Origin of the sequence: Roseimicrobium gellanilyticum (assembly GCF_003315205.1) — a bacterium.
Lineage (GTDB): Bacteria > Verrucomicrobiota > Verrucomicrobiia > Verrucomicrobiales > Verrucomicrobiaceae > Roseimicrobium > Roseimicrobium gellanilyticum.
Genome location: NZ_QNRR01000004.1, coordinates 562,694 through 584,330, shown reverse-complemented (window position 1 = coordinate 584,330; position 21,637 = coordinate 562,694). Strand labels below are relative to the sequence as shown.

Genomic DNA, 21,637 nt, shown 5'->3' with positions numbered 1-21,637 from the left:
CAGCAGACTAACAGATTGCGTCTCGCATTGCAATCGTGCTCGCAAAGTTCCGAACTTTTTCTATGCTTGCGCCCGATGTTTTCCGCGACCTCCAACGGCATCATTTCACGCTGCTGGTCCCGCCACTTCGGCTGGGATGAAGCGGACGGCCCCCTCTGGTCCAGCCCGGCACGCCTGCTCTCCCATGGCGGCGAACTCATGGACTATCATGGTGTGATGGCCATGGATGGCCTGCAGGGCGCCGTGGTCTCCGTGCCCGCCGCCCTCCGCTCCGAGCTGGAACCCGCTTTGCTGGCCATCGATTCCCCTCCCACGGTGAAGGCCGCTCAGCTCCCGCCGGAGAAAGTCGAGGGCGTCATCGGCCCAGCCTTCATTGGGTATGCGGAAGTCGTCATCAGTCCTCCCCATCACCCGGTGCAACTGCTGGGCGCCAAGGATGCGCATCACATCGACGCGTTCCAACAGGCCTGCGACGCCACGGAATGGGAACATGGTGGCAGCAGCGCCAGCGACGCCGCCGTCATCTGCGGACTCTTCGCCGGGTCGACATTGGCCGCGCTCGCGGGCTATGAGATCTGGGATGGCACCGTAGCGCACATCTCCGTCATCACGCATCCGGAGCACCGCGGGAATGGCTACGGTCACAGCGCCGTGGCCTTCCTGGCAAAGCACGCCCTGTGGAAAAAGCTTCTGCCCCAGTACCGCACCTTGGAGGCCAACAAACCCTCCATGGCCATCGCGCAAACCCTTGGCTTTGAGTACTTTGCCACTTCGGTGGCGGCGCGGTTGAAGGGGTGACAGGGCACCAGTCCTCACTCCTCCAAGATTGACGAATCAGCCCGTTTGCATGCATCCTCTCACCATGCAGTCGAATGCCCTTCGCTCCCTCGCAGTGTCCTCCCTGCTTTTCGTACTGGCTTCCATGTCCCTCGTGCGGAGCCAGCAACCCGCCACTCCAGCTCCCGTTGCCGGTTATCGCATCATTCTTCGCTCGTCCTCCGAGCCCTATCAGGTTTCCACTCCGGATGAACCTAGACGGAAGAACTTTTTTGTCACGGCTTCCGGCGATGATGAAGCCGCACGCACCTTTGGCGACTTGCGGCGCTTCCGTGCCATCAAGTTCGAGAAGAAGACCGTTCCCGATAGCAAGGCCGGAGCGCGTGATGCCTCCGAGCTCACCGTGATGGACCTCAAGACAGAGAAGATTTTCACCCTGGTGATAAAGCAGGAACAGGTGGTGAAGGATTGAACCTGTGGAGGAGATCGATGACGCTTAGTTTTAAGCCTCAAATAATGTTCTACGACTCAGGCCGCACCCCCTCAACTCTCATGAGTTCGGTTCCACGTTTCAGATCATTCTCGGCAAGTTCATCCTTGCCCATGTCCTTTAGAACCTGCCAGCGTCTGATATAGGTGCTCCCATTTTCTGGCTCCTTGGCAATTGCCGCAGACAGGTCTTCCCTAGCCTCCTCCAGCATTCCAATGCGGTAGTAAGCAAGCCCCCTTAGCAGGCGCGCATCGTAGGTATCGAACCCTGCTTTGATGCATTCTGAGAAATCACGTATGGCACTCTCATAGTTACCATTCCTGTAGAGGACCGTCGCCCTTCCATGGTAGGCAGGAAGATAGTCAGAGTTTTTGGCGAGCACGGAACTAAAAGCCTGCAAGGCTTCATCATCTCGTCCAAAATGCTTTAAGCACGTTCCTCTGGCGTAGAGGGCATCCGTGTATCCGGCATCCAGTTCGACAGCGATATCAAGGTCGGCAAGCGCTTCTTCATGTCGGCCAAGCGCACTTAAACATAGTGCTCGGGAATAGTGTGCTTCCGAAATCCTGGGTTGTATTCGAAGGACTCGAGAGAACGCTTCAACCGCCTCCTCGTGTTCCCCCAGCCTCTGAAGCATCAAGCCAACTCCACATGCGGCCTTATGGTTTGCAGGCTCATCTGCCAATGCCGATTCGAAGGCAATCAAGGCGGCCGCGTCTTTCTTCTCCGCGGACAGTTCCAGCCCCCGCTGGTATGCAGAATTCATGCTCCACTCACCTCCCTACCCTCACGGCTGACTCCCCAGCCACAACAGCCCCATCACCGACATCCCATCCCGAATCGTACCATTCCGCGCAAGCTCAATGGCTTCCTCCAGTGGCATGCGTTTCACCTGAATCTTCTCCGTGGGTTCGGGCTGCGCATCGGTGAACGACAGGCCGCGCGCGGTGAAGATGTAGGCCACTTCATCGGTCACGGAGTTGGAGAGCTGCACGCCATCGAGAATCATCTCAAAACTCTCTGCGATGATGCCAGTCTCCTCCAGCAGCTCGCGCCGGGCGCAATCGATGAGCTCCTCTCCTTCCGGACATCCACCTTCGGGAATCTCCCACTCGTAGGTGTGGTGGGTGTAGCGATACTGTCCCACGAGCCAGGTATAGCCTTCCTCGTCCACGGGAATGACACCCACGGCACGATTCTTGTACTCCACCACGCCATAGATGCCGCGCCCGCCTGAGGGATTGATCACCTGGTCCTCGCGCACGCGAATCCATGGATTGTCATATGCCACACGCGTTTCCAGCGTGGTCCAGGGATTTTGAATGCTCATGATGACAGGGGGTGCAGGTGGAAAGGTGACAACATTGTAGCGGTGCGCTCTGCCCGTTCAAGCAAGGGTTTCCTGGTTCCCCACAGAGTGGCGCATCCATTTTTTTCCAACAACAGGAAAGGTTTCACTTCCAAGAAATCGGCTCAAGGCCCTATGCTTGGATGCCAGCATTTCATCACATCATCATCCCATGAATGCGTCCAACCTGTTTCGAGTCGTTCTGCTCCTGTCCCTCTGTCTCTCATTGCCGGTGTTCGCCGATACCAAGGTTCCCGCAGGCGTGGATCCCACCCAAACGGCCACGGATGCCGACTACGGCCACACAAAGGAGAAACCCGTGAAGGTGGGAGACAAAGACCCAACCAAAGGTCCCAAGGCCGAGCGCGCCTACCTGGACACACTGCGCGACGACGATGGCAAGCCCGTGAGCTACAACCGCATCGGCAACTTCGGCGCAGGACCGGATGGTCACATCATCGACGGATACAATGTGGAGACATCGACCGGAAAAAAATTCGTCATCTACATCGACATGTATCACTCCGAGAATGACCCGGTGAAGCAGCCTGCACCCGTGGGTCTGTGGAAGGCGAAGTGAGGGACGGGGGTGCACCCCACCCTACCGCGCTTTCGCCTTCGTGAACGTCGCTTTCACTCCCGGCACATTCACCAGGAAGATCAGCGCGGCGACGATGTGATACCAGAAATCGAGCTGCATGAGGCGGCTGATGCTGAGATGCATCAGGATGATGAGCAGACCATAGCCGAATGCCCAGCGGCGACCGAGCAGGATGAGGAAGGCAAAAAGCTCAATGAGCAACCCAGCGCCGAAGAAAAGTCGCGCCAACGTGGGATGGTCATTCATCAGGCCCACTACCGAGGTGAGAGCGGCGGGCACCGGCTCGAGGGTGTCGTAATAGGCAGACCAGTTTGTCTTCTGCAGCTCGAGCGCGAGACCCGGCACCACATTGCCGAACCATTTCCAGTCGGAGTTATCCAGCTTCACCCATCCGCACACCACATAGGCTGCTGCGAAGATGACGAGAGAAACATAAAGGGCGCGGCGATGCACGGCATCCTCCGGCATGAGCCAGGTGAGCTTGGGCCCCCGCTTCTCCATGGTCAGCGGCACCGCATACACCAGGAACTGGCCGAGGAGGATCATCGCCACGAGTTGCGTGCTGTGATTGTGCGCGCCCTGCGAGGCATTCAGCGCCCCGATGCAAAGCGTGAAGAAGAGAGCCGGGAGCAGTCCGACTACCGGCAGCATGCTGGCGACATAGGCAATCAGCCCCAGGATGGTGATGATCTGCCAGAGCACCAGCGGCTTCAGGTGAATGAGGAAATCCAGGGAGAAGATCCGGGCCAGACCTACGGCATCTTCGTCATCCGTCTTCACGGGATGCAGGTTTCCCGTCTCCCACTTGATGGCGAAGAAGACGAGCACCGCGAAGAAAAGACGCATGAGCGTCATCTCCAGCGGACCAAACTGGAAGCGATCCGAACCCGAGGCGTGGCGTTGGAGGTGCAAATCTGAGGGAGGAGTAAGAGTGCGGGACAGGGAGGACATTATCAGTAAACTGTATTCAGTAAGCAGTAATCAGTGGGCTGCGGTGGTCATTGGTCACTTGTCATTGGTCACTTGTCATTGGTCATTTGTCATTGGTCATTTGTCATTGGATCCTAAGAGGAGGAGGAGCCGGTGCGTGTTCTGTTACCAATGACTAACGACTAGTGACCAATGACTAAGGACAAGAGACTCACGCCCCCGCCACCTTCTTCTCCGCGACCAACTGCGGCGTACTTTCCACAATCTTGTCGCCTTCGGCGCGGAAGACCTTGTAGTAGAAGCGCAGGCTCTCCGTGCCGGCAGGGAGTCTTTCTTCCTTGAGTTTGGGCATGAGCTTGGAGGCCATCTTCTCACCCGCGGCCTGGCGTTCCTCGGGCTTCGCATCACGGGAGTCGCGCTTGTTGTCCGCGTTGGTGATCTTCGACAGTTCGTTGATGAAGGTCTTCTTCTGTGTGCTGGTCTTCGTGCCGAAGAGCGTGTGGAAGGGCAGCACCTCGTCCTTCTGATTGGTCACGTAGAGCACATCGGACTCCGCATCCAGGTGGGAGTACATGGGGAAGTCCGTGAAGGGGTATTGCTCACCCCACTTTTCCTTTCCCCAGAAGGACAGGAAAATGGTCATGAGCAGGACGTGACGGAAAGGAAAGCGGCGCCAGTAGGCGGCCAGCGTCTGAAGGAAGGGGGGCATGCGGCGCGCACTCAACCGCAAAGCAGGGCGGGTGCCAGTCGAATCTTGCGAGAGGTGGGTCCTTTTTGCTTCCCCCTGCAAGAAACTGGATGACAAATGGCCGGCACCCCCTATATGGTTCCCGCCCCAGCCCAAGGCATTGTGGCACAGGTGGCCATGCCGAAGTAGCTCAGAGGTAGAGCAGCGCATTCGTAATGCGCGGGTCGCGGGTTCGATTCCCGCCTTCGGCTCCATCAGACGAACCCGGCCGGTTCTCAGGCAGAAGGCCCCACCCGACTTCCGGCGATCACGTCGATGGCCGCTCCTTCAGGATCTTCTCAAGCTGCATCTGGACCATGATCAGGTTGTCCAGAATCTTCGCCTCCTCCAGCACCCAGGCGAGGGATCTATCCTGCGACGACCGGTGCTTCTCCAGCTGCCTTTTGAGCACCTCGACCAATTTTTTGAGATTCTCTGGATCCTGAAGAGGAGTCGCGCGCATGTGTGGAACTCCTCCAAAGAGGAAGGGGGCTGAACCCACATGTGTTTATCGCTCAAGAGCCCCCTTCCCGGTAGAAGAATCTTGAAGAAGTGATCTTTAGGCAGAATGCAGCCCTCTGCCCTCAGGGGGACAGACATGGAGTCGTCCGGTCAAGGTGAGTGGTACCAGACATCACCAACTCCCTTGCGGGTACTGCTTCCGTCACTGTGATACCACATGTCGCCAACGCCTTTCCTCGTGGAGGAGCCATCACTGTGGTAGTACACGTTTCCGACGCCCTTGCGAGTGGAACCGCCGCCACTGTATGCCTTTGTATCGCCCGTTCCCTTCCCCATGACAACAACAGACGGCTCTGAGGATTCGATGGGAACATAGCGTGTCTTGCCCTCCTCCCGGTCCGGCTTGCCACGAGAGCGGTCCCCCCAATACTTGTCCTCCTGCGACTCTATCTTGATGCTGTTACCAAAACGGCGCGCCATCTCAAGGTCCTCTTTTGTGTACGTCATTCCGGTATGACAGGCCACAAGGGCTACACTGCTCGCGAGGAGAAGAGCGATGCGCAAAAGCATGGCAGTCCCATCACACAAAAGTCCTGGGATGCAAATGCTGGCAACACGCAAAGAGGCGATGGGCAGCGAGTCCATTCATGAACCTGCTGCAGCCATGAAATCTACTGCTGCCATCGTTGCATTTCTCATGACGGCGCTGCTCGCCGGATGCGACGATCCCAAGAAGTGGAATCCCCCACTCCCGGGCGCCCACGAGGGCTCATCCGTGGGTGATCATGCGCGGCCCCCTGAGAAAGGCTCGAATCCACCCGACACTCCAAAGGCGACTCCGCCGGAAGCGGCATCGCCCCCACCTGGTGGCCAGACACGGCCCCAAGTCCCCACACCGCCTCCGGCACCTCCCACGACCGGGTCTCCGAAAGGATGAGGCCGGGACCCAGCGGTTCCCACGGCCTGGCATACGCGAGTGCACCCGGTTCACGTAGCGACCGCTGCGCCGGCGCTCCGCCACGTGAGGGCGGCAATCCAGAAGGCAAACAACTGCGTGTACTCAGGCACTGCAGTATCGCAGTCGATGTACGCGCGCTTGGTGAATGCGTGGGCGGGCCAGATGGAGCCTACCCTCTCGTCACCGGAAAAGAGATCGTAGCGGCAACGAAAGGCCGACAGACCGCAGAGGGTGAAGTCTCCCCCCTCCCCATGCAGCTCAAACGTCCGCCTCAACAATCGGGGCTGGCGCGCTTCCACGCAGACGCCGCCCCCTTCCTTTTCCAAGGTCCACCGCCCCATGAGCCACCCATGCATGCGCGCCGCCAAAGCGTCCTGGCCCAAGCAAATCCTGCTGGGCTGGGCACATGCCCCAAACTGAACTTCCGCATCCCCAACGGAGGTTCCCAAAACGCGGTAATCACCGGAAAAGAACGATTTGGGGAGGCAGGTCAGCAACATGGGAGGGAGCGAGTGGAGTCAGCATTCTACGTATATTTCGATGTTTTCTATAAGTATTGGCCATAAATTTAGGGTGTATCACCTATCAAATATCCGGAATTGCAGCCAGCCACCCGGTGAATGAGCCCCAAAAACGGACAAGGCCGCAAAAACCGGGAAAAAATGGGCCCCGTCTCTTCCCCCTCGCCCACGCACGCCGTCCTTTCGCGGTATCCAAGCCCTTCGCCGCCTCAGGCTATCCAATTACCACCTGCTCCCTGTCGGCAGAATCTCTTCTCGCCAAGTCAATTTCGACCGTTCCCGCCGCCCGTCCGCATGCTATAGTTTTTGCCTCCCACACGACGCATGATCCGCCCTGAACTCGCCGAGCTGCTCCTCCATTTCATCGTTTTTTACCTCGGCGCCGGCATCGGCTCCTTCCTGAATGTGGTCATCTACCGGGTGCCGCTGGGGATTTCCGTGAACAATCCCAAACGCTCCTTCTGCTTCTCATGCAAGAAGCAGATTCCCTGGTACCGGAATCTCCCGCTCATCACCTGGCTGGCGCAGCGTGGGAAATGTGCGGAGTGTGGCGCTCGGATTTCGTTCCGATACTTCTTTGTGGAGTTGCTGACGGGCTTGCTCTTCTACGCAGTGTTCCGCCATGTGATGGCCGAGGCGATTGTGTACTGGAGCTACCCCTCCATGTGGAGCTTCCTGCCCGTCTGGGGTCCCGTGGTGCTGGTCTTCTGCATTTTCACCGCGCTACTGGTGTCCGGGACATTCATCGATATCGACCACTACATTCTGCCACACAGCATCACCCTTGGTGGACTCGTGGTAGGGCTGCTGTCCAGCTTCCTGGTACCCGCCATTGTGCCGGTCATGATGTTCGGTGAGGGATTCGAAGGAGAGGTGCCGGGGAGGGGCAAGGCGATCTTGATCTCCTTCTCCAGCGCCTGCCTTGGACTGGGCTTGCTCTGGGTCGTGGTGGAGTTGGGGAAACTGGCTTTCGGCCGGCGGAAGATGAAGTTCGACTCCATCCAAAACTGGAACATCGCCCAGCCGGATGAAAACGAGGCGCCCGTCTTCACGGTCGGTGATGAGAAACTCTCCTACAACGACATCTTCGCCCGCCGTTCAGATCGTCTCATCATCACGACAGACACCGTCACCGTGAACGACCGCTCGTTTGGAAAGGGCAAGGCGGAAGTGCATATGGAGACCATCCACATCATTCCGGATGAGGGTGAAAAGGTGATCTACAAGCTGGAAGAGGTGAAAAAGATCGAAGGCCGCACCACGGAGATCGTGATTCCGCGCGAGGCGATGGGCTTTGGCGATGTGCTGCTCATCGCGATGATTGGCAGTTTCCTTGGATGGCAGGCCGTGCTCTTTACCATCGTGGCAGCGTCCATGCTGGGCAGTGTGTTCGCCATATTCACCCGCATCATCGGCCACACCGAATGGAGCGCGAAGATTCCCTTTGGTCCCTACCTCGCAGGCGGCGCGATGATCTGGCTCTTCTACGGGCCGCAGTTTGTGCACTGGTATCTGACAAGAGCAGGATTCAGGGCGGAGTATTGAGGGGGCAACAACGGTGCCCAGTCTTCACGCCTGTGGAGTCCTCGGATTCCCAAATCCCCACCTTCCCCCATAATACACCCTCTCTTGCCGTTCTTGGGCCATGGAGGGATTGATGAACTGCGCTGGCTTGCGGAAGTATTCGTACGCGAGGCGCATTTGCAGCGCAGCCTCCAGTGCGTTCATGCCGCCAGTGCCGGTGCCAAGGCCCGGGCATGCCACGGAGTAGATCTTTCGCCCCTCACCCCTGTTGTGCCGGTGCACCGCGGTGAGCGCGGCCCACAGGGCAAGATACACGTGATCCGTGCCTTGAATGTTCATGGGCGTGCGCATGGTGGGCGCGTGCGCGACGAAGGGATGCTTCACATCATCCGTGGGAACCAGCACACAAGTACCTACCGGTTGCTCGCCGAGATGGTCCTCCAGAATTACCTTCTGAATGCGCTCCATGACGTGACGGCCAAAGAATTTCACGACCGCGAGATCCATTCCAGCATCCATCAGGCCAAAGGAATTCCCCGCCGTGACGACACAGTCAAAGGTGGACAGTTCCTCGAACTTTCCGCAAACAATCTCGACCTCCGGATGGACGCGAAACTCCCAGCGGAAGGCCTCACACGTCTCCCTGCCACGGTCGACAAAAATGAGCCGGACGTCAGACATCACTCAATGGCGCCGTCCACCATGGGAAAAAGCACGTTGAAGGAGACTCACCAGGCACCTCACTCCGCCCAAATCAACTCCATACACCCATCTTCAGAGCGATGGCGCCCATCGGACTTCGCAGTGAAAGTGGGTTTCACCACGGGACCCGTGGGTGTCTTGGTGGTCTTGATGTGCTTGTGCTGCTCCATCTCCTCCGGGGTCCACACTTCCCAGTCCGGTGGCACACCCGGCAGATCTTCGAAAAACTTCCGGCGCACATCGCGCGTCTTCTGGCTGAGCAGTTCGTGCATCTCGAGCTGGCAGGTCTCGCAGATCATGAGCGAGTCCAGCATGCGGAGGCCGGCGCCCAGCATGGTGATCACAAAATCCTGCTCAGGCACCACATCGCGCTTCACCCCGCAGAAGGCGCAGGCGGAGGTGCTGGTCGCATCCTGCCGCATGTGCTCATTCTGATGCTTCATGAGGTTCGCCTTCGACTCCTCGGAGAACTCCTCCAGCAGCGAGTCCCGGCAGGGCTCGCAGAAGCAATACTCAAAGACGCACTCGCCCTTGCGAAACGCCTTGTTGATCTGGTAGCTGGCAAAGGTGCTCAGCGCCTCGCCACACCGTGAGCAAGTCTGGAACGGGCGCTCCTCATATTCGGAATGGAACTCACGTGGGATGGGAACTCCCGGTTCCTGCGGCTGCTGGGGATTCTCAGACATGGCGGAAAAGATTCGTCAGAGACGAGGGTAAGGATGGACCGGAAGCGATTGTAAGTGAAGCGGAAGTTTGAGCGGCGATCCGGCGTTGTCTGTCGTTTCCTATTCTGTATTGGACACCATCATGACATTCTCTGTTTCGATTCACAACCCCACTCTTGCCGTACTTTTTGTGCGCAGACTGGCGCTGAAGGTGCTGGCGGCAGCGGTAGCTGCAGGCGCCATGCTGCCCGCCACGGCCCAAGACTGGCCGGTGGCGCGTGGCAATGCCTCCATGACGGGCAGCTCCCCCGCAAAGTTGAACTTTCCTTTGGAGCTCGCATGGACCTTCGCCGCGGGAGACAAGGCGAAGCGCGAAGGCATCATCGCTGAATCCGTCGTGCAGGACGGCAAGGTGTATGTGGGCAGTCAGAGCGGGAGATTCTACTGCCTTGATCTCGCGACTGGCAAGGAAGTGTGGAAGGCGGAGAAGAAGGGCGCCTTTGAAGGCAACGCCGCATTCGCTGGAGGTCTGGTCATCGCCGGGTGTGTGGATGGCTTCGTGTATGCCTGGAACAAAACCGACGGCAAGGAGGTGTGGAAGTTCGAAACGGACGGAGAAGTCCACGCCGGCACGAACATCTGGACCGGCAAGGATGGCAGGCCGCGTGTCCTCATCGGCAGCTACGACAACAAGCTCTACTGCCTGGATGCAGCCGATGGGAAGAAGCTCTGGGAATACGAGACCGCCAACTACGTGAACGGCGCTGCCGCCATCTTCGACGGCCAAACCGCTTTCGGCGGGTGCGATGGCACGCTGTACATCCTGGACATGGAGAAGGGTACCGAGATCAAGAAGATCGAAATCGGCGCCTACATCGGAAACAACATCGCCGTGGACAAAGGTGTGGCCTACATCACCCACTACGGGAACAAGGTCGTGGCCTATGCCCTCTCCGATGGGGCCAAGCTCTGGGAATATGGCGACCGCGACTTCCCCTACTACGCTGCCGCAGGTCTGGCCGATGGCTGGGTGGTGGCCGCTGGCCGCGACAAACGCGTGCGCGGCCTGGAGCGACAGAAAGGCGAGGAGAAGTGGGTCTTCCGCACGCGAGGCGATGTGGACAGCTCCCCCCTCATCTGCGCCGGGGCAACAGTCCTTTTTGGCAGCAACGACGGATTTTTTTACGCAGCAAATCTGTCCACGGGAGAGGAGACCTGGCGGTATGAGGTAGGTGCTCCTGTCAAAACCGCCCCGGCGGTAGCCGGTGACTTTGTGCTCATTGGCGCGGATGACGGGAACATCTACTGCTTCAAGAATGGAAAAGCTGCTGAATCGAAATAACCTGACGCGCAACTCACCCCCGCCACGCCCCGTTTTATTTTAGATCCGCTCACCTCGCCTGCTCCACCCCACCCACCTGGCTTTTCCCTAGCATGTCCGCTGTCGACGAAATCCCCCTGACCCACCTTTCCGACAAGAAGTCCCACCACGCCACCGAAGCGGGGAACTACTTTGTGGCGAATTATCCTCCCTTCTCCTTCTGGCAGAAGGAGCAGGCCTTCGCCGTGGAAAAGGTGCTGGACTCTCCTGCTCCGAAAGACATCCCCCTCGGGCTGTACTTCCACATCCCCTTCTGCCGGAAGCGCTGCCACTTCTGCTATTTCCGTGTGTACACGGACAAGAACGCTTCCGAAATCCGCCGCTACATCCACGCGGGCATGGAGGAGTTCACCCGGTACGCCGCACGTCCCTACCTGCAGGGGCGCAAGCCGCACTTCGTCTACTTCGGTGGCGGTACCCCGTCCTACCTCTCCGTCCCCCAGCTTCAGGAACTGACCTCCCGCATGAAGGATCTCATGCCTTGGGATGAGTGTCAGGAGGTTGCCTTTGAAGCGGAGCCCGGCACGCTGAATGAGAAGAAGCTGGAGGCCATCCGCGAGATTGGCGTCACCCGCCTCAGCTTGGGGGTGGAGCACTTCGAGGATCACATCCTGGAATCCAACGGTCGCGCGCACCGCAGCGGTGAAATCGACCGCGCCTACCGCTTCGCCCGCAGCCTGGGCTTTGAGCACATCAACATCGACCTCATTGCAGGGATGATGAATGACACCACCGAGCTGTGGCAGAAGGCCGTGGCCAAGGCGGTGGAAATGCAGCCCGACTGTGTGACCATTTATCAAATGGAGGTGCCCTACAACACCGGCATCTACAAGCAGATGAAGGAAGAGGGCAAAGTCACCGCCCCGGTGGCAGACTGGGAAACGAAGCGCGCCTGGGTCTCCTACGCCTTTGATGAGTTCGTAAAAGCGGGCTACACCGTCACCAGCGCCTACACCGTGGTGAAGAATCCAGACAAGATCAAATTCGTCTACCGCGACGCGCTCTGGGAGGGTGCGGATCTCCTTCCACTGGGCGTGGCTTCCTTCGGCCACCTGGGCGGCATCCACCTGCAGAACCAGGCGGACATCCTGCCGTACATTGACACGATTGAAAAAGGTGGCAGCGCCATCTTCCGCGCGTATGCGACGAGCCCCGAGGAGCGCTTCATCCGCGAGTTCATCCTCAAGCTGAAGCTCGGCCACTCCCGCCCAAGCTATTACAAGGCCAAGTTCGGCGAGGACGTACTGACCCGGTTCGCCCCGCAACTGAACTGGATGGTGCAGGAAGGTTTTGCCGTCATCGGCGATGACCAGATCACCCTCACACGAGACGGCTTGCTTCAGGTGGATCGCCTGCTGCACGAGTTCTTCATGCCGCACCACCGCCACGCCCGCTACACCTGATGATGTATCGCATCCCATCATGATATGAAATGATGGGATGCAAGATGATGCCCCTTGAGTTCGTCTGAAGGAATAGCGCCCGACCTGATGTCCCAGCCGGAATCCCCAAACCTCCACCCGGAAGCCCCCATGACCCCTGCCGTACTGGACCAGCCTGCAGCCTCCGCCTCCACGGCTTCGTCAGCCACGACGGATATCCTGGCGCCGCTCCGCTTCTTCTACGGTTTGGGAAGCGAGAGTCCGCGCGTGACCTTCCTGGATGCAGACGCCCTTCCCGAGCCCGCGCATCATCTGCTGGTGCATCAGAGCGACATGACCGGCCGTTTGCGTGAATACCATCACACCGAGATCACACTCGATGTGCATGCAAAGTCCCGCATTGGGAACTACCTCGTGCGAGCCTCCGTCTTGAAACGCAAGAGCGATGGCGTGCCTGTGGAGTTTGGCGCGATCGGCATTCACCTGGATGCTTTCGATGACGACGCACGTGAGCTGATTCTGGAAGGCAAGATTCCCCTCGGCGGCATCATCACCCAGCGCCGCATCGGCCACACGAGCCGCCCCTGCGGCTACTTCCGCATCGAGATCGACCACCGTCTCGCCACCCTGCTCGGCGGCTGGGAGGGACAGACCTTGTATGGCCGGTGCAATACCCTGCACCACGCGGACGGCTCCGCACTCGCAGAAGTGGTGGAGGTGCTGCCAGCGGAGAAGGTGTAGGAAGGGAGTAGCGGCTTTGTTTAGAAGTAGCTTCGCGCAGCTAGTTCAGCGACTTTTGTCTTTTTCGCCGCTCTCCCCCACCAACCTCTCCAGCAACGTCGCACGGCCGCTCGCATCGAGACCCTCCGAGGCCTTCATGATTTCCTCCAACGAAGGCTGAGTGCTTGCGGGCCGGAAGAAGGCCCACAGAGAGCACGCGAGGAGTATGCTCACGAGCCCCAGCAAACCGCCTGCGATTGCCGTCAGACCTGCGGGTGCGCACGATGGCGCATGATGGCCAAAAATGGGCTGGCGGGCAAGGGGCGCGTTTCGTCCCTGCCTGAAGGAGCCGCCGCCCTACGTGGCTCCTCCCCGCATTTGCCTTTCCCCCAAAGTCCGCTAGGCTCTCGACCCACCATTTTCCCCGGCGTGCCGGACAAACCCTGATGAGCGACAAGAAGCCTGAGAAAGCAAAGAACAAGGAGAAGGAAGCCCCGAATCCTTACAAGGACAGCCTGCACCTGCCGGTGACGGAGTTCCCCATGCGCGCCAGCCTCACAGAGAGGGAGCCGCAGCGTCTCGCGCAATGGGAAGCCGCCAACGTCTATGAGCGCATTCAGGAGCGCCGGAAGGGGAACAAGAAGTTCGTCCTGCACGACGGCCCGCCCTTCGCCAATGGTGACGTGCACATGGGCACGGCCCTGAACAAGGTGCTGAAGGACCTCGTGGTGAAGTCCAAGAGCATGCTGGGCTATTACGCGCCTTTCGTCCCCGGATGGGACTGCCACGGGCTGCCGATCGAATTCCGCGTAGTGAAGGAAAGCGCCGGCCTGAGCCCGGTGGAAATCCGCCGCAAGTCCGAGGAGTACGCGCGGAAGTACATCGACATCCAGCGCGAGAGCTTCAAGCGCCTCGGTGTCTTCGGCACTTGGGAGAAGCCCTACCTCACGCTCGACCCGGCGTATGAGGCGGACATCATCCGCACCTTCGCAAAGTTCGTGGAGCAGGACCTCATCTACCGCAGCAAGCGCCCGGTGATCTGGAGCTATGGCGCCGGCACCGCGCTCGCGGAAGCTGAGGTGGAGTACAAGGACAAGACCTCCCCTGCCATCTACGTGGCCTTCAACCTCGTGGACTCCCCTTCCCTGCCTGCAGAGTTGAAGGGTGCCTCGATGGTCATCTGGACCACCACACCCTGGACGCTGCCCGCGAACCTGGGCATCGCGCTTCATGCCGAGTTTGGCTACATCGTCGGCGACTTCGCCAACGCTGCTGGCGAGACGCGCAAGCTCGTGGTGTACAAGGATCTTCTCGGGGAATTCACCGCGAAGACCGGCTTCACGCTTGCGAAGGAACATGCCACGCTGAAGGGCAGCGCCTTTGCCGGACTGCAAGCTCAGCATCCTTTCCTCGACCGCACGTCGAAGGTCATCAACACCGACTTCGTCACCGCAGACACCGGTACCGGCCAGGTGCACATCGCACCCGGCCACGGTCAGGATGACTACCTTGCGGGCAAGGCCCACGGCATGGAGATCTTCTCCCCCGTGGATGACAAGGGTCACTACACCAGTGAGGTGGGTCTGCCTGACCTCGTGGGCAAGCACGTGTTCCAGTCGAACGAGCCCATCATCACCCTGCTGGGTGAGAAGGGCGCGTTGCTGGCGCGTGAGAACTACGTGCACCAGTACCCGCACTGCTGGCGCTCGAAGACTCCGATCATCTTCCGCGCAGTGGAACAGTTCTTTATCAAGATCGACAAGATCCGCGGCAAAGCTCTGGAAGAAATCGACAAGGTGCAGTGGCTGCCCGCGTGGGCGCGCAACCGCATCTTTGGCACCGTGGAATCCCGTCCCGACTGGTGCATCAGCCGCCAGCGCACGTGGGGTGTGCCGCTGCCCGCCTTCTACGCGAAGGACGGCTCGGTCATCCTCACGGCGGATCTCGCCTGCAAGGTGGCTGACATTTTCGAAAAGGAAGGCACCAACGCGTGGTTCGAAAAGGACGACGCGACCTGGGCACAGATGCTCGGCCTTCCCGAAGGCACGAGCCGTGGTGTGGATACGCTCGACGTGTGGATCGACTCCGGTTGCAGCCACGTGGCCGTGCTGGATCGCCACCCTGAACTCGGCGCGCCTGCGGACCTCTATCTCGAAGCGACGGACCAGCATCGCGGCTGGTTCCAGAGCTCACTCATGGTCAGCGTGGTCGCGCGTGGCACCGCACCGTACAAGAGTGTGATCACCCACGGCTTTGTGGTGGACACGAGCGGTGCGAAGATCTCCAAATCGGATCAGGGCACGAACAAGAACGCAAAGCCCATGACCGCGTCCCACTACTACAACAAGTACGGTGGCGATCTCGTGCGCCTTTGGGCGGCTTCCGTGGACTATCAGAATGAGGTGCCGTTCTCCGAGCAACTCTTCGAGCAATCCACACAGAACTATCGCAGCATCCGCAACACCTTGCGCGTGCTCCTCGGCAACCTGAATGGCTTCGATGCCAACAAGGATGCCGTGAGCAAGGAGCAGTTTACCCTGCTGGATGGCTGGATCCTCGAGCGCCTTCATCGCGTGACGAAGGAATGCCGTGAGGCGTATGATGCGTTTGAATTCCGCAAGGTCTTCAATGCGCTGAACCAGTTCTGCACCGTCGACCTGAGTTCGCTCTACATCGATATCACGAAGGATCGTCTCTACTGCGATCGCCTGGACAGCCCGCGTCGTCGCGCCACGCAGACTGCGATGCATCGCATCACCGAAAGCCTGTGCCTGCTGCTCGCGCCCATCCTCGCCTTCACGGCGGATGAGACGTGGGAGTATCTCGGCAAGACGGAGAGCGTGCACGTGGAGGAATTCCCACAGCCCGACCCCGACTTCGCCGGTGAAGAAGCCAGCGCCGCCGTGGAAGACCTCTTGAAGGTCCGCGCCGTCATCCAGCAGTCCATCGAGAAGGCCCGCCAGGAAAAGCGCATCGGCGCCAACCTGGAAGCCACGGTGAATGTCACGCTGCCGGAGGAAGGCTTCGCCAATGCGGTGTTCCAGGACAGCGCGACGATGGAGGAATTCTTCATTCTCTCCACGCTGAAGCTGACGCGTGAGCCGAAGGCCGAACTCTTCGCCGAAGTGCTGAATTCGCCGCACCAGAAGTGCGCACGCTGCTGGAAGTACCTGCCGAGCGTGGGTACGCAGTCGCATGCGGACCTGTGTGACCGGTGCGAGGGCGCGGTGTGAGAAAAGGAAAGTAGTCCGCCGAGCCTCGGCGGTCAGTTGGGAAGTGCCTTGCGGCTGATGCCGTGGGGCATGTCTGCTGACGTATGCCAGAGCGCTTTGCGTCATGGAGTGCGGTGGCAAGCTTCAAGCGCGACACCGCTTTGAACGAAGGGTTTTCGCATGCACGAAGGTGCACCGTGAAAGAAATCCAGGACCGCGGAGCCTGGGGAAGTTAGAACGTGATTCGTTTATGTCCGATCACCAGCTTCGCTCAAAGCGGTGTCGCGCCTTAGCGCTTGCCACCGCACTCCACGACGCAAAGCGTTCGCACTACCAGTCGGCTAGTTTTCCGATACCATAGCGTACGTCATGCAAGCCACTGACCGCCGAAGCTCGGCGGACTACTTTCCACTGCACAAAAAAGCGGTGCGAGGCATTCACCGTCGCACTGTCGTACCGGATACCGGCTTACTTCTTCTTATCCCACTCGCGCTCCTTCACGATGGCAGCGATGTCCGCAGTCGCGGCAAAGTCTTCCGGCAGAAGCTTGAACTTCTTCATGTACTGCAGCGCGTTGTGCACCTGCATGACTTCGCCTTTCTTGGACTCGATCTTGTCGGCGGGCACGGCTTTGATGCTGGCGACGTATTCACCGGCAAGCTTGGTGCTCGCTTCCAAAGCCGCCGCATCCTGCTGATAGCAGAGGGATTCCATGAGGCCGAGCATCTTCTCCTTGCCTTCGAGCTTCGCTGCTTTTTCACGGATACCCTTGGCGATCTCAGCACGCTTCGCAGTGGTGGCCTCTTCGCTCATCACGCTGGTGTCGCCGCCTTCGATGGCGCGCTTCGGCAGCGGGCGGTACCAGATGTTGCGATAGCGCACAGGGTTGCCGTGATCCTGGAGCTTGAGCGGTCCCTTCTCGGGGAATGCACGATCCTTCGTGCGTCCCTTGTGGCCACCACCGCCCTGCAGCGGGGTGTGGTCCTGCACCAGCACGCCATTCACGAAGACGGTGAGGTAGCCGGGATCCACGAGCTGGCCGTCCTTGTACACGGGACGACGAAAGACGATGTCATAGGACTGCCACTCACCCGGCTTGCGCAGCGGGTTGGCCATGGGGGGATTCACGCCATACACGGAGCCAGCGAAGCCGTCGGCGTAGGTGGGGTTTTCATAGTTGTCCAGCACCTGCACCTCCACCTGGCCCATGAGGAAGACGCCGCTGTTACCACGGCCCTGACTGTTGCCTTCCACCTTGGAGGGAGCGGACCATTCCACATGGAGTTGGCAGTCGCCGAACTCGAGCTTGCTGCGAACGTAGCCGGAGCCGGGCACGCACTGGAGCGCGCCCCCCTTCACCTCCCACTTCGTGGCTTCGGAGGGATTCTTGTCAGAGACCCAGTTCACAATTGCGGACTCCGAGCCATCAAAGAGCACCACGGCATCCGCCGGCGGCTTGCCCGGGACTTCCTGGGAGCTGAATGTGCCCGGCTCCACGCGGGGTGGCTGGGGACGATTCATGTCATGGATGGCCCAAGGATGCGTGGCATCCGGCGGGTCGCCGTAGAATCCACCGTCGGCTTGGAGGGGCATGGTCAGTGAAGGCAGCGCTGCGGCAGTCGCGGCCAGGGTGAAGAGTGCGCGTTTCATGGAATGAATCGGGGGAACGGGCGTGATGAATGATGACAAACGAACCGGTCTCAGCAAAGCGCTCCCGCGTCCACGTGAGGGGGACGAGGAGAACCTTGTGAAACCGGGATGGAAAAGCCGCTCTGAGCGGCGGGTTTCTATCAAAACATCACCGACGATCAGTGACATCCGCAGCCGGAGCCACAGCCACCGCTGCTGGCCATCTCCTCGGACGTGGGCACGCGGCCCTTTTCGAGGGTCTTGGTCACGTGCTTGTTCACCATGTTCGCGATGCGCTGGAGGACCTGCTGCGCCTCCTGGAAGCTCTGGATGCCGGGGTGGCTGTCCGCCTTCTCCTGAAGGTTTTCATAGGCGCCCACTTCCTCATCCGAGATGATTTCGCCGGCACGATGGCGACGCTCGAGGTCGTGTGAGGTGGTGGCGACTTCGCGGTAGAGATTCACGGCCTCTTCATCCGAGAGGAAGGTTTCCGCGTTGGCGCGAGCGGCCTTCACGTCTTCATCATTGGCGATGGCTTCGCAGAGGTTTTGCAGATGTTCTTCAATGGTAGAGATGGCGGTGGCAGTCATAATGGGAACAGGCTAGGACACTCCGGCGGGAATGCGAATGCGTTTCCACGGAAAATCGCGGTCCCTTACCTTCATGGATGGATGCGAGGCTGAAGGGAATGGCCGCAAAAGAACGCAGAGAACGCAAAAAGAAGCGGCTCATGAAGGCCGGGGCAGACATTGAGTTTTCTCTGCACGTTTGCACATTTGCCTGCATGTTGAGCGACCAACCCGGTCTTTTTGCGATGTCCACGCCTGCTTTCTACGACTCATTGACTCCTTATTACCACCTCATCTACCCGGATTGGGAGGCAAGCATGGGGCGGCAGGGCAGGGCTTTGGATTCCATCATTCGTTCCGAGGGCGGACCGCATCTCCGCACCGTGTTGGACGCGGCCTCCGGCATCGGCACTCAAAGCCTGGCACTGGCGGCGCTCGGGTATGACGTCACCGCTTCGGACATTTCTCCTACAGCCATCGAGCGTGCCCAGCGGGAGGCCCAGCAGCGCGGTCTCTCCCTGCACGCCAGCGTAGCGGACATGCGTCACGTACATGATCACCACCATCGCACCTTTGACGTGGTGATCTCCTGCGACAATTCCGTGCCCCATCTCCTCTCCGATGCCGATATCCTGGCCGCTCTACGGCAATTTTACGCCTGTACAAATCAGGATGGCATCTGCCTCGTGTCAGCGAGGGATTACGCGACCATGGATCTCATGGGGCCTCCGCAATTTCAGCCTTACGGAGTGCGCGAGGCGGCGGGTTCACGCTACGTCCTGTTCCAGGTCTGGGAGTCCTCACCACCGCATTACGATACGACCTTCTACGTGATCGAGCATCCCGCTGATGCGGAGCCCATCTTGCGTGCCAACCGGGCCACGTACTACGCCGTATCCCTTTCACGCCTGGCTGAACTCATGGAAGAAGCGGGGTTTACTGATGTGCGGCGCATCGACGATGTGTTCTTTCAGCCGGTGCTCGTGGGACACAAACTCTCCTGAAGCCCAACTACTGCATCGGCAGCTTGAGTTCCTTTTTCTCGCTGCCACGCAGGACGGTTACAGACACTTTCTCCCCGGGGAAATGGTTGGTGAGCAGGTAGCCGATGATCTCACCTTCGGTCATCCGCTCCTCCACACCCGCGAAGCTCACAATCACATCTTCCTTCTGGAATCCGTTGTTCTTCGCCGTGGCATGCTTGCCGTACTGACCCACGCCCTTGGCGCGGAGGGCAAGTTGATCCTTGCTCAGGCCACGGGCGGTGCGCTCTTCATCCGGCAGGTCTTCCAGCACCATGCCGCCGAAGGCCATGCCGCGCATGGGCCAGGTGGCGACGCGGCGGGAGATGTCTGACTTGGTGCGCCAGTTCGGTGCGAGTTCCAGTTTCATGGCGGCTGGCTCCCCTGCCCCACCTTTGCGCACCATCACTCCCAGCGAGCCGGACTCAGGGCCATTGTGCAAAGCCCACGCCATGTCCGCGATGGACACCACTGGCTGTCCTTCGATGCTCGCAATCACATCTCCTGCGCTCACGCCGGCCTTGGCGGCCGCAGAGCCGGGCAGCACTTCCTTCACCTTCGCCACGTCATCCGGCGCCATCACCATGCCCACGGTGTCCGGTGCAGGCATGGGATAGATCCACTGCGCGGGAATGGCCTGTTTCTGCTCACGATAGGTGGCGCGAAAGGCATCGCCCACTTGATGGCAATGCACGCAACTCCCCACGATCTTGCCCTCCCAGTCGAGCTCACGCTTGTACTTCCCGGCGAGAAATGGGATGTCCACCGGGGTCTTGAACTTCGCCGGGCCACCCTGCTTTCCGCTCAGGCTTTCCTTGTTCGCAGAATAGCCCTGATGCAAGGCAAGGACCGCCTCCAGGGTGCGGCGATAGCCCAGGGTGCTGGCATCCTGCGCATCCTTCTGGTGTGTCCATGATCCGTAGCGGCCAAGCACGGTGCCATCCGGATGGAAAAACATCGTGGAGAAAGAAAGGTCGTAGTCGAACTGGAACTTTGAGAGGTCGAGGTCGTTCGCATTGATCACTCGCACGCACACAAACTTGTCCAAGACCGCCTGCAACTCAGCTTCCGTGAGCACGCTCGCATCCAGCCCCATGCAGGCGAGGCAGGGAATGCAGCGCAGCACCACGAGCAGCGGCTTGCCCGTGCGTTTCGCTTCGTCGAAGCCGCGCTGCACATCGTTGTAGATCCAGCGCGCGTCATTTTCCATCGTCGCCTTGTCCTTGCGCACGGCGCCTTCGCGGTCCTTCACCGCCTCGGCGGAGAGAGGGGTGCTCATGAAGAGAAGCCAACCGGTGACCGCGAGAAGTGAGGCCGTGTTTTTCATGGGTATGGAGAAGGATGAATGAGAGAAAATGCCAAACCGCCAGATGGCACCATTAGCCCGGCGTTGCTGTTCACAGCGACATCTTACGCAGGTTGAAACAGACCCTTTCAGCATTCAGAGAGAATGCTTAGGGGAATAGATGATGCTCACGCACGCATATCCTTCACGCGTGATCAGGACCCGTGTGATGTAGTGGAAGATGGTGGGCCATCACCCTTGCAGCCGTCGTCACTCGCAGCATCTTCATGCACCCCCCATGTCCGCCCTCGCCTCTGTCGCAGAAGCCCGAATCCTGGAGTCCCTGGAAGCCGGCGAAGAGGCGCTGATCTCTGGCAAGGGAAAGCCACTCGATCTGGACGGCTATTTTGCCGCCCCCTCCTCGCTACGGGCGGGTTTCGGCATGCTGAAGAGCGCGGGCGTCATACCACCGGAAGTGGAGGCCATGCGTGGTGTGAACTGGCTGCGTGACCGAATCACCACGGTCACGGATACTGAGGAGAAGCAAGCGCTGAAAAAGGAGCTGATGGTGCGTGAAACCGAACTGGCCATGGCTCTGGAACGCATGAAACGCAGTCTCAAAGCGGACGCCGCAGGGTGACTTCAGGGCGTTTTGATGTTTTTCCTGCCTCAGACGAACATCACAAACCGATTCCTGCTTGGCAGACGGGTATCGTCCCAGATAGATTGTGG

At 59.5% G+C, this 21,637-nt stretch carries 23 protein-coding genes and 1 tRNA gene; 12 read left to right on the top strand and 12 right to left on the bottom strand.

Annotated features, from left to right (window positions below; translation table 11 throughout):
- Positions 1–75: 75 nt before the first annotated feature.
- Together DES53_RS14890 and DES53_RS14885 are read left to right on the top strand one after the other, a co-directional pair.
- A complete protein-coding gene (locus DES53_RS14890) occupies positions 76–798 on the top strand; it encodes a GNAT family N-acetyltransferase (RefSeq protein ID WP_170157132.1) in 723 nt (240 codons plus the stop codon).
- 49 nt (positions 799–847) lie between these two features.
- Entirely contained in the window at positions 848–1,249 is a 402-nt protein-coding gene (locus DES53_RS14885) for a hypothetical protein (RefSeq protein ID WP_113959049.1), read from the top strand.
- A 49-nt stretch (positions 1,250–1,298) separates the two neighbouring features.
- Here DES53_RS14885 and DES53_RS14880 read toward each other — a convergent pair whose 3' ends face one another.
- Together DES53_RS14880 and DES53_RS14875 are read right to left on the bottom strand one after the other, a co-directional pair.
- Positions 1,299–2,033 carry a tetratricopeptide repeat protein gene (locus tag DES53_RS14880; RefSeq protein ID WP_113959048.1) on the bottom strand — a complete coding sequence of 245 codons (735 nt, stop codon included), beginning with the start codon at positions 2,031–2,033 and terminating at the stop codon, positions 1,299–1,301.
- 21 nt (positions 2,034–2,054) lie between these two features.
- Positions 2,055–2,597, bottom strand: coding sequence for an NUDIX domain-containing protein (locus DES53_RS14875; protein WP_245958176.1), 543 nt, complete (start codon positions 2,595–2,597; stop codon positions 2,055–2,057).
- A gap of 190 nt (positions 2,598–2,787) precedes the next feature.
- Here DES53_RS14875 and DES53_RS14870 point away from each other — a divergent pair, with 190 nt between their 5' ends.
- Entirely contained in the window at positions 2,788–3,195 is a 408-nt protein-coding gene (locus DES53_RS14870; protein ID WP_113959047.1) for a hypothetical protein, read from the top strand.
- A gap of 21 nt (positions 3,196–3,216) precedes the next feature.
- Here DES53_RS14870 and DES53_RS14865 read toward each other — a convergent pair whose 3' ends face one another.
- Both DES53_RS14865 and DES53_RS14860 read right to left on the bottom strand, forming a co-directional pair.
- Complete coding sequence (locus tag DES53_RS14865) at positions 3,217–4,167, bottom strand: hypothetical protein (protein WP_147263420.1); 951 nt, start codon at positions 4,165–4,167, stop codon at positions 3,217–3,219.
- 190 nt (positions 4,168–4,357) lie between these two features.
- A complete protein-coding gene (locus tag DES53_RS14860) occupies positions 4,358–4,855 on the bottom strand; it encodes a hypothetical protein (protein WP_113959045.1) in 498 nt (165 codons plus the stop codon).
- 158 nt (positions 4,856–5,013) lie between these two features.
- On the opposite strand from DES53_RS14860, the gene DES53_RS14855 reads away from it, so the two are divergent.
- Positions 5,014–5,088: transfer RNA gene (locus DES53_RS14855), tRNA-Thr, on the top strand.
- A 53-nt stretch (positions 5,089–5,141) separates the two neighbouring features.
- Here the strand turns inward: DES53_RS14855 and DES53_RS14850 are convergent.
- Complete coding sequence (locus tag DES53_RS14850; RefSeq protein ID WP_113959044.1) at positions 5,142–5,336, bottom strand: hypothetical protein; 195 nt, start codon at positions 5,334–5,336, stop codon at positions 5,142–5,144.
- 149 nt (positions 5,337–5,485) lie between these two features.
- Positions 5,486–5,842, bottom strand: coding sequence for a hypothetical protein (locus tag DES53_RS14845; protein ID WP_211325554.1), 357 nt, complete (start codon positions 5,840–5,842; stop codon positions 5,486–5,488).
- Positions 5,843–5,999: 157 nt separating this feature from the next.
- Here DES53_RS14845 and DES53_RS14840 point away from each other — a divergent pair, with 157 nt between their 5' ends.
- Complete coding sequence (locus DES53_RS14840; protein WP_147263419.1) at positions 6,000–6,272, top strand: hypothetical protein; 273 nt, start codon at positions 6,000–6,002, stop codon at positions 6,270–6,272.
- A gap of 50 nt (positions 6,273–6,322) precedes the next feature.
- On the opposite strand, the gene DES53_RS14835 is transcribed toward DES53_RS14840, so the two are convergent.
- Positions 6,323–6,649, bottom strand: coding sequence for a hypothetical protein (locus DES53_RS14835; RefSeq protein WP_170157129.1), 327 nt, complete (start codon positions 6,647–6,649; stop codon positions 6,323–6,325).
- A gap of 489 nt (positions 6,650–7,138) precedes the next feature.
- On the opposite strand from DES53_RS14835, the gene DES53_RS14830 reads away from it, so the two are divergent.
- Complete coding sequence (locus DES53_RS14830) at positions 7,139–8,359, top strand: prepilin peptidase (protein ID WP_113959040.1); 1,221 nt, start codon at positions 7,139–7,141, stop codon at positions 8,357–8,359.
- Positions 8,360–8,383: 24 nt separating this feature from the next.
- Here the strand turns inward: DES53_RS14830 and DES53_RS14825 are convergent, their stop codons facing one another.
- Positions 8,384–9,019: a macro domain-containing protein gene (locus DES53_RS14825; RefSeq protein ID WP_113959039.1), complete on the bottom strand. Its 636-nt coding sequence runs from the start codon at positions 9,017–9,019 to the stop codon at positions 8,384–8,386.
- A gap of 59 nt (positions 9,020–9,078) precedes the next feature.
- Positions 9,079–9,726, bottom strand: a complete 648-nt coding sequence (locus DES53_RS14820) for a hypothetical protein (protein ID WP_113959038.1) — start codon at positions 9,724–9,726, stop codon at positions 9,079–9,081.
- A 121-nt stretch (positions 9,727–9,847) separates the two neighbouring features.
- On the opposite strand from DES53_RS14820, the gene DES53_RS14815 reads away from it, so the two are divergent.
- The 4 genes from DES53_RS14815 to ileS all read left to right on the top strand — a co-directional run bounded on the left by DES53_RS14815 (position 9,848) and on the right by ileS (position 16,421).
- Positions 9,848–11,047: an outer membrane protein assembly factor BamB family protein gene (locus tag DES53_RS14815; RefSeq protein WP_147263417.1), complete on the top strand. Its 1,200-nt coding sequence runs from the start codon at positions 9,848–9,850 to the stop codon at positions 11,045–11,047.
- A 92-nt stretch (positions 11,048–11,139) separates the two neighbouring features.
- Positions 11,140–12,489 (top strand): coproporphyrinogen-III oxidase family protein, encoded by a 1,350-nt coding sequence (locus DES53_RS14810; protein WP_113959036.1) that lies wholly within the window; start codon positions 11,140–11,142, stop codon positions 12,487–12,489.
- Between the two features lie 129 nt (positions 12,490–12,618).
- A complete protein-coding gene (locus DES53_RS14805) occupies positions 12,619–13,209 on the top strand; it encodes a hypothetical protein (protein WP_113959035.1) in 591 nt (196 codons plus the stop codon).
- Positions 13,210–13,634: 425 nt separating this feature from the next.
- Positions 13,635–16,421, top strand: coding sequence for an isoleucine--tRNA ligase (gene ileS / locus DES53_RS14800; protein WP_113959034.1), 2,787 nt, complete (start codon positions 13,635–13,637; stop codon positions 16,419–16,421).
- Between the two features lie 447 nt (positions 16,422–16,868).
- Here ileS and DES53_RS14795 read toward each other — a convergent pair whose 3' ends face one another.
- Complete coding sequence (locus DES53_RS14795) at positions 16,869–18,050, bottom strand: 3-keto-disaccharide hydrolase (RefSeq protein WP_113959033.1); 1,182 nt, start codon at positions 18,048–18,050, stop codon at positions 16,869–16,871.
- Between the two features lie 158 nt (positions 18,051–18,208).
- Positions 18,209–18,619, bottom strand: coding sequence for a YlbF/YmcA family competence regulator (locus DES53_RS14790; protein ID WP_113959032.1), 411 nt, complete (start codon positions 18,617–18,619; stop codon positions 18,209–18,211).
- 194 nt (positions 18,620–18,813) lie between these two features.
- On the opposite strand from DES53_RS14790, the gene DES53_RS14785 reads away from it, so the two are divergent.
- On the top strand, positions 18,814–19,602 hold the full coding sequence (locus tag DES53_RS14785; protein ID WP_211325553.1) for a class I SAM-dependent methyltransferase: 789 nt from the start codon (positions 18,814–18,816) through the stop codon (positions 19,600–19,602).
- Between the two features lie 7 nt (positions 19,603–19,609).
- Here DES53_RS14785 and DES53_RS14780 read toward each other — a convergent pair whose 3' ends face one another.
- Positions 19,610–20,947: a Trx7/PDZ domain-containing (seleno)protein gene (locus tag DES53_RS14780; RefSeq protein ID WP_170157128.1), complete on the bottom strand. Its 1,338-nt coding sequence runs from the start codon at positions 20,945–20,947 to the stop codon at positions 19,610–19,612.
- 256 nt (positions 20,948–21,203) lie between these two features.
- Here DES53_RS14780 and DES53_RS14775 point away from each other — a divergent pair, with 256 nt between their 5' ends.
- Positions 21,204–21,545 (top strand): DnaJ family domain-containing protein, encoded by a 342-nt coding sequence (locus tag DES53_RS14775; RefSeq protein WP_170157127.1) that lies wholly within the window; start codon positions 21,204–21,206, stop codon positions 21,543–21,545.
- The last annotated feature ends 92 nt before the right edge of the window (positions 21,546–21,637 follow it).

Excerpts from the sequence above, each read along its gene's own strand:
- DES53_RS14805 (WP_113959035.1), top strand. The coding sequence starts at position 12,619 with ATGACCCCTGCCGTACTGGACCAGCCTGCAGCCTCCGCCTCCACGGCT.
- DES53_RS14845 (WP_211325554.1), bottom strand. The coding sequence starts at position 5,842 with ATGACGTACACAAAAGAGGACCTTGAGATGGCGCGCCGTTTTGGTAAC.
- DES53_RS14875 (WP_245958176.1), bottom strand. The coding sequence starts at position 2,597 with ATGAGCATTCAAAATCCCTGGACCACGCTGGAAACGCGTGTGGCATAT.
- DES53_RS14880 (WP_113959048.1), bottom strand. The coding sequence starts at position 2,033 with ATGAATTCTGCATACCAGCGGGGGCTGGAACTGTCCGCGGAGAAGAAA.
- DES53_RS14850 (WP_113959044.1), bottom strand. The coding sequence starts at position 5,336 with ATGCGCGCGACTCCTCTTCAGGATCCAGAGAATCTCAAAAAATTGGTC.
- DES53_RS14775 (WP_170157127.1), top strand. The coding sequence starts at position 21,204 with ATGTCCGCCCTCGCCTCTGTCGCAGAAGCCCGAATCCTGGAGTCCCTG.
- DES53_RS14870 (WP_113959047.1), top strand. The coding sequence starts at position 2,788 with ATGAATGCGTCCAACCTGTTTCGAGTCGTTCTGCTCCTGTCCCTCTGT.
- DES53_RS14795 (WP_113959033.1), bottom strand. The coding sequence starts at position 18,050 with ATGAAACGCGCACTCTTCACCCTGGCCGCGACTGCCGCAGCGCTGCCT.
- DES53_RS14810 (WP_113959036.1), top strand. The coding sequence starts at position 11,140 with ATGTCCGCTGTCGACGAAATCCCCCTGACCCACCTTTCCGACAAGAAG.
- DES53_RS14780 (WP_170157128.1), bottom strand. The coding sequence starts at position 20,947 with ATGAAAAACACGGCCTCACTTCTCGCGGTCACCGGTTGGCTTCTCTTC.
- DES53_RS14830 (WP_113959040.1), top strand. The coding sequence starts at position 7,139 with ATGATCCGCCCTGAACTCGCCGAGCTGCTCCTCCATTTCATCGTTTTT.
- DES53_RS14890 (WP_170157132.1), top strand. The coding sequence starts at position 76 with ATGTTTTCCGCGACCTCCAACGGCATCATTTCACGCTGCTGGTCCCGC.
- DES53_RS14885 (WP_113959049.1), top strand. The coding sequence starts at position 848 with ATGCATCCTCTCACCATGCAGTCGAATGCCCTTCGCTCCCTCGCAGTG.
- ileS (WP_113959034.1), top strand. The coding sequence starts at position 13,635 with ATGAGCGACAAGAAGCCTGAGAAAGCAAAGAACAAGGAGAAGGAAGCC.
- DES53_RS14860 (WP_113959045.1), bottom strand. The coding sequence starts at position 4,855 with ATGCCCCCCTTCCTTCAGACGCTGGCCGCCTACTGGCGCCGCTTTCCT.
- DES53_RS14835 (WP_170157129.1), bottom strand. The coding sequence starts at position 6,649 with ATGCATGGGTGGCTCATGGGGCGGTGGACCTTGGAAAAGGAAGGGGGC.
- DES53_RS14815 (WP_147263417.1), top strand. The coding sequence starts at position 9,848 with ATGACATTCTCTGTTTCGATTCACAACCCCACTCTTGCCGTACTTTTT.
- DES53_RS14865 (WP_147263420.1), bottom strand. The coding sequence starts at position 4,167 with ATGTCCTCCCTGTCCCGCACTCTTACTCCTCCCTCAGATTTGCACCTC.
- DES53_RS14840 (WP_147263419.1), top strand. The coding sequence starts at position 6,000 with ATGAAATCTACTGCTGCCATCGTTGCATTTCTCATGACGGCGCTGCTC.
- DES53_RS14820 (WP_113959038.1), bottom strand. The coding sequence starts at position 9,726 with ATGTCTGAGAATCCCCAGCAGCCGCAGGAACCGGGAGTTCCCATCCCA.
- DES53_RS14825 (WP_113959039.1), bottom strand. The coding sequence starts at position 9,019 with ATGTCTGACGTCCGGCTCATTTTTGTCGACCGTGGCAGGGAGACGTGT.
- DES53_RS14785 (WP_211325553.1), top strand. The coding sequence starts at position 18,814 with ATGTTGAGCGACCAACCCGGTCTTTTTGCGATGTCCACGCCTGCTTTC.
- DES53_RS14790 (WP_113959032.1), bottom strand. The coding sequence starts at position 18,619 with ATGACTGCCACCGCCATCTCTACCATTGAAGAACATCTGCAAAACCTC.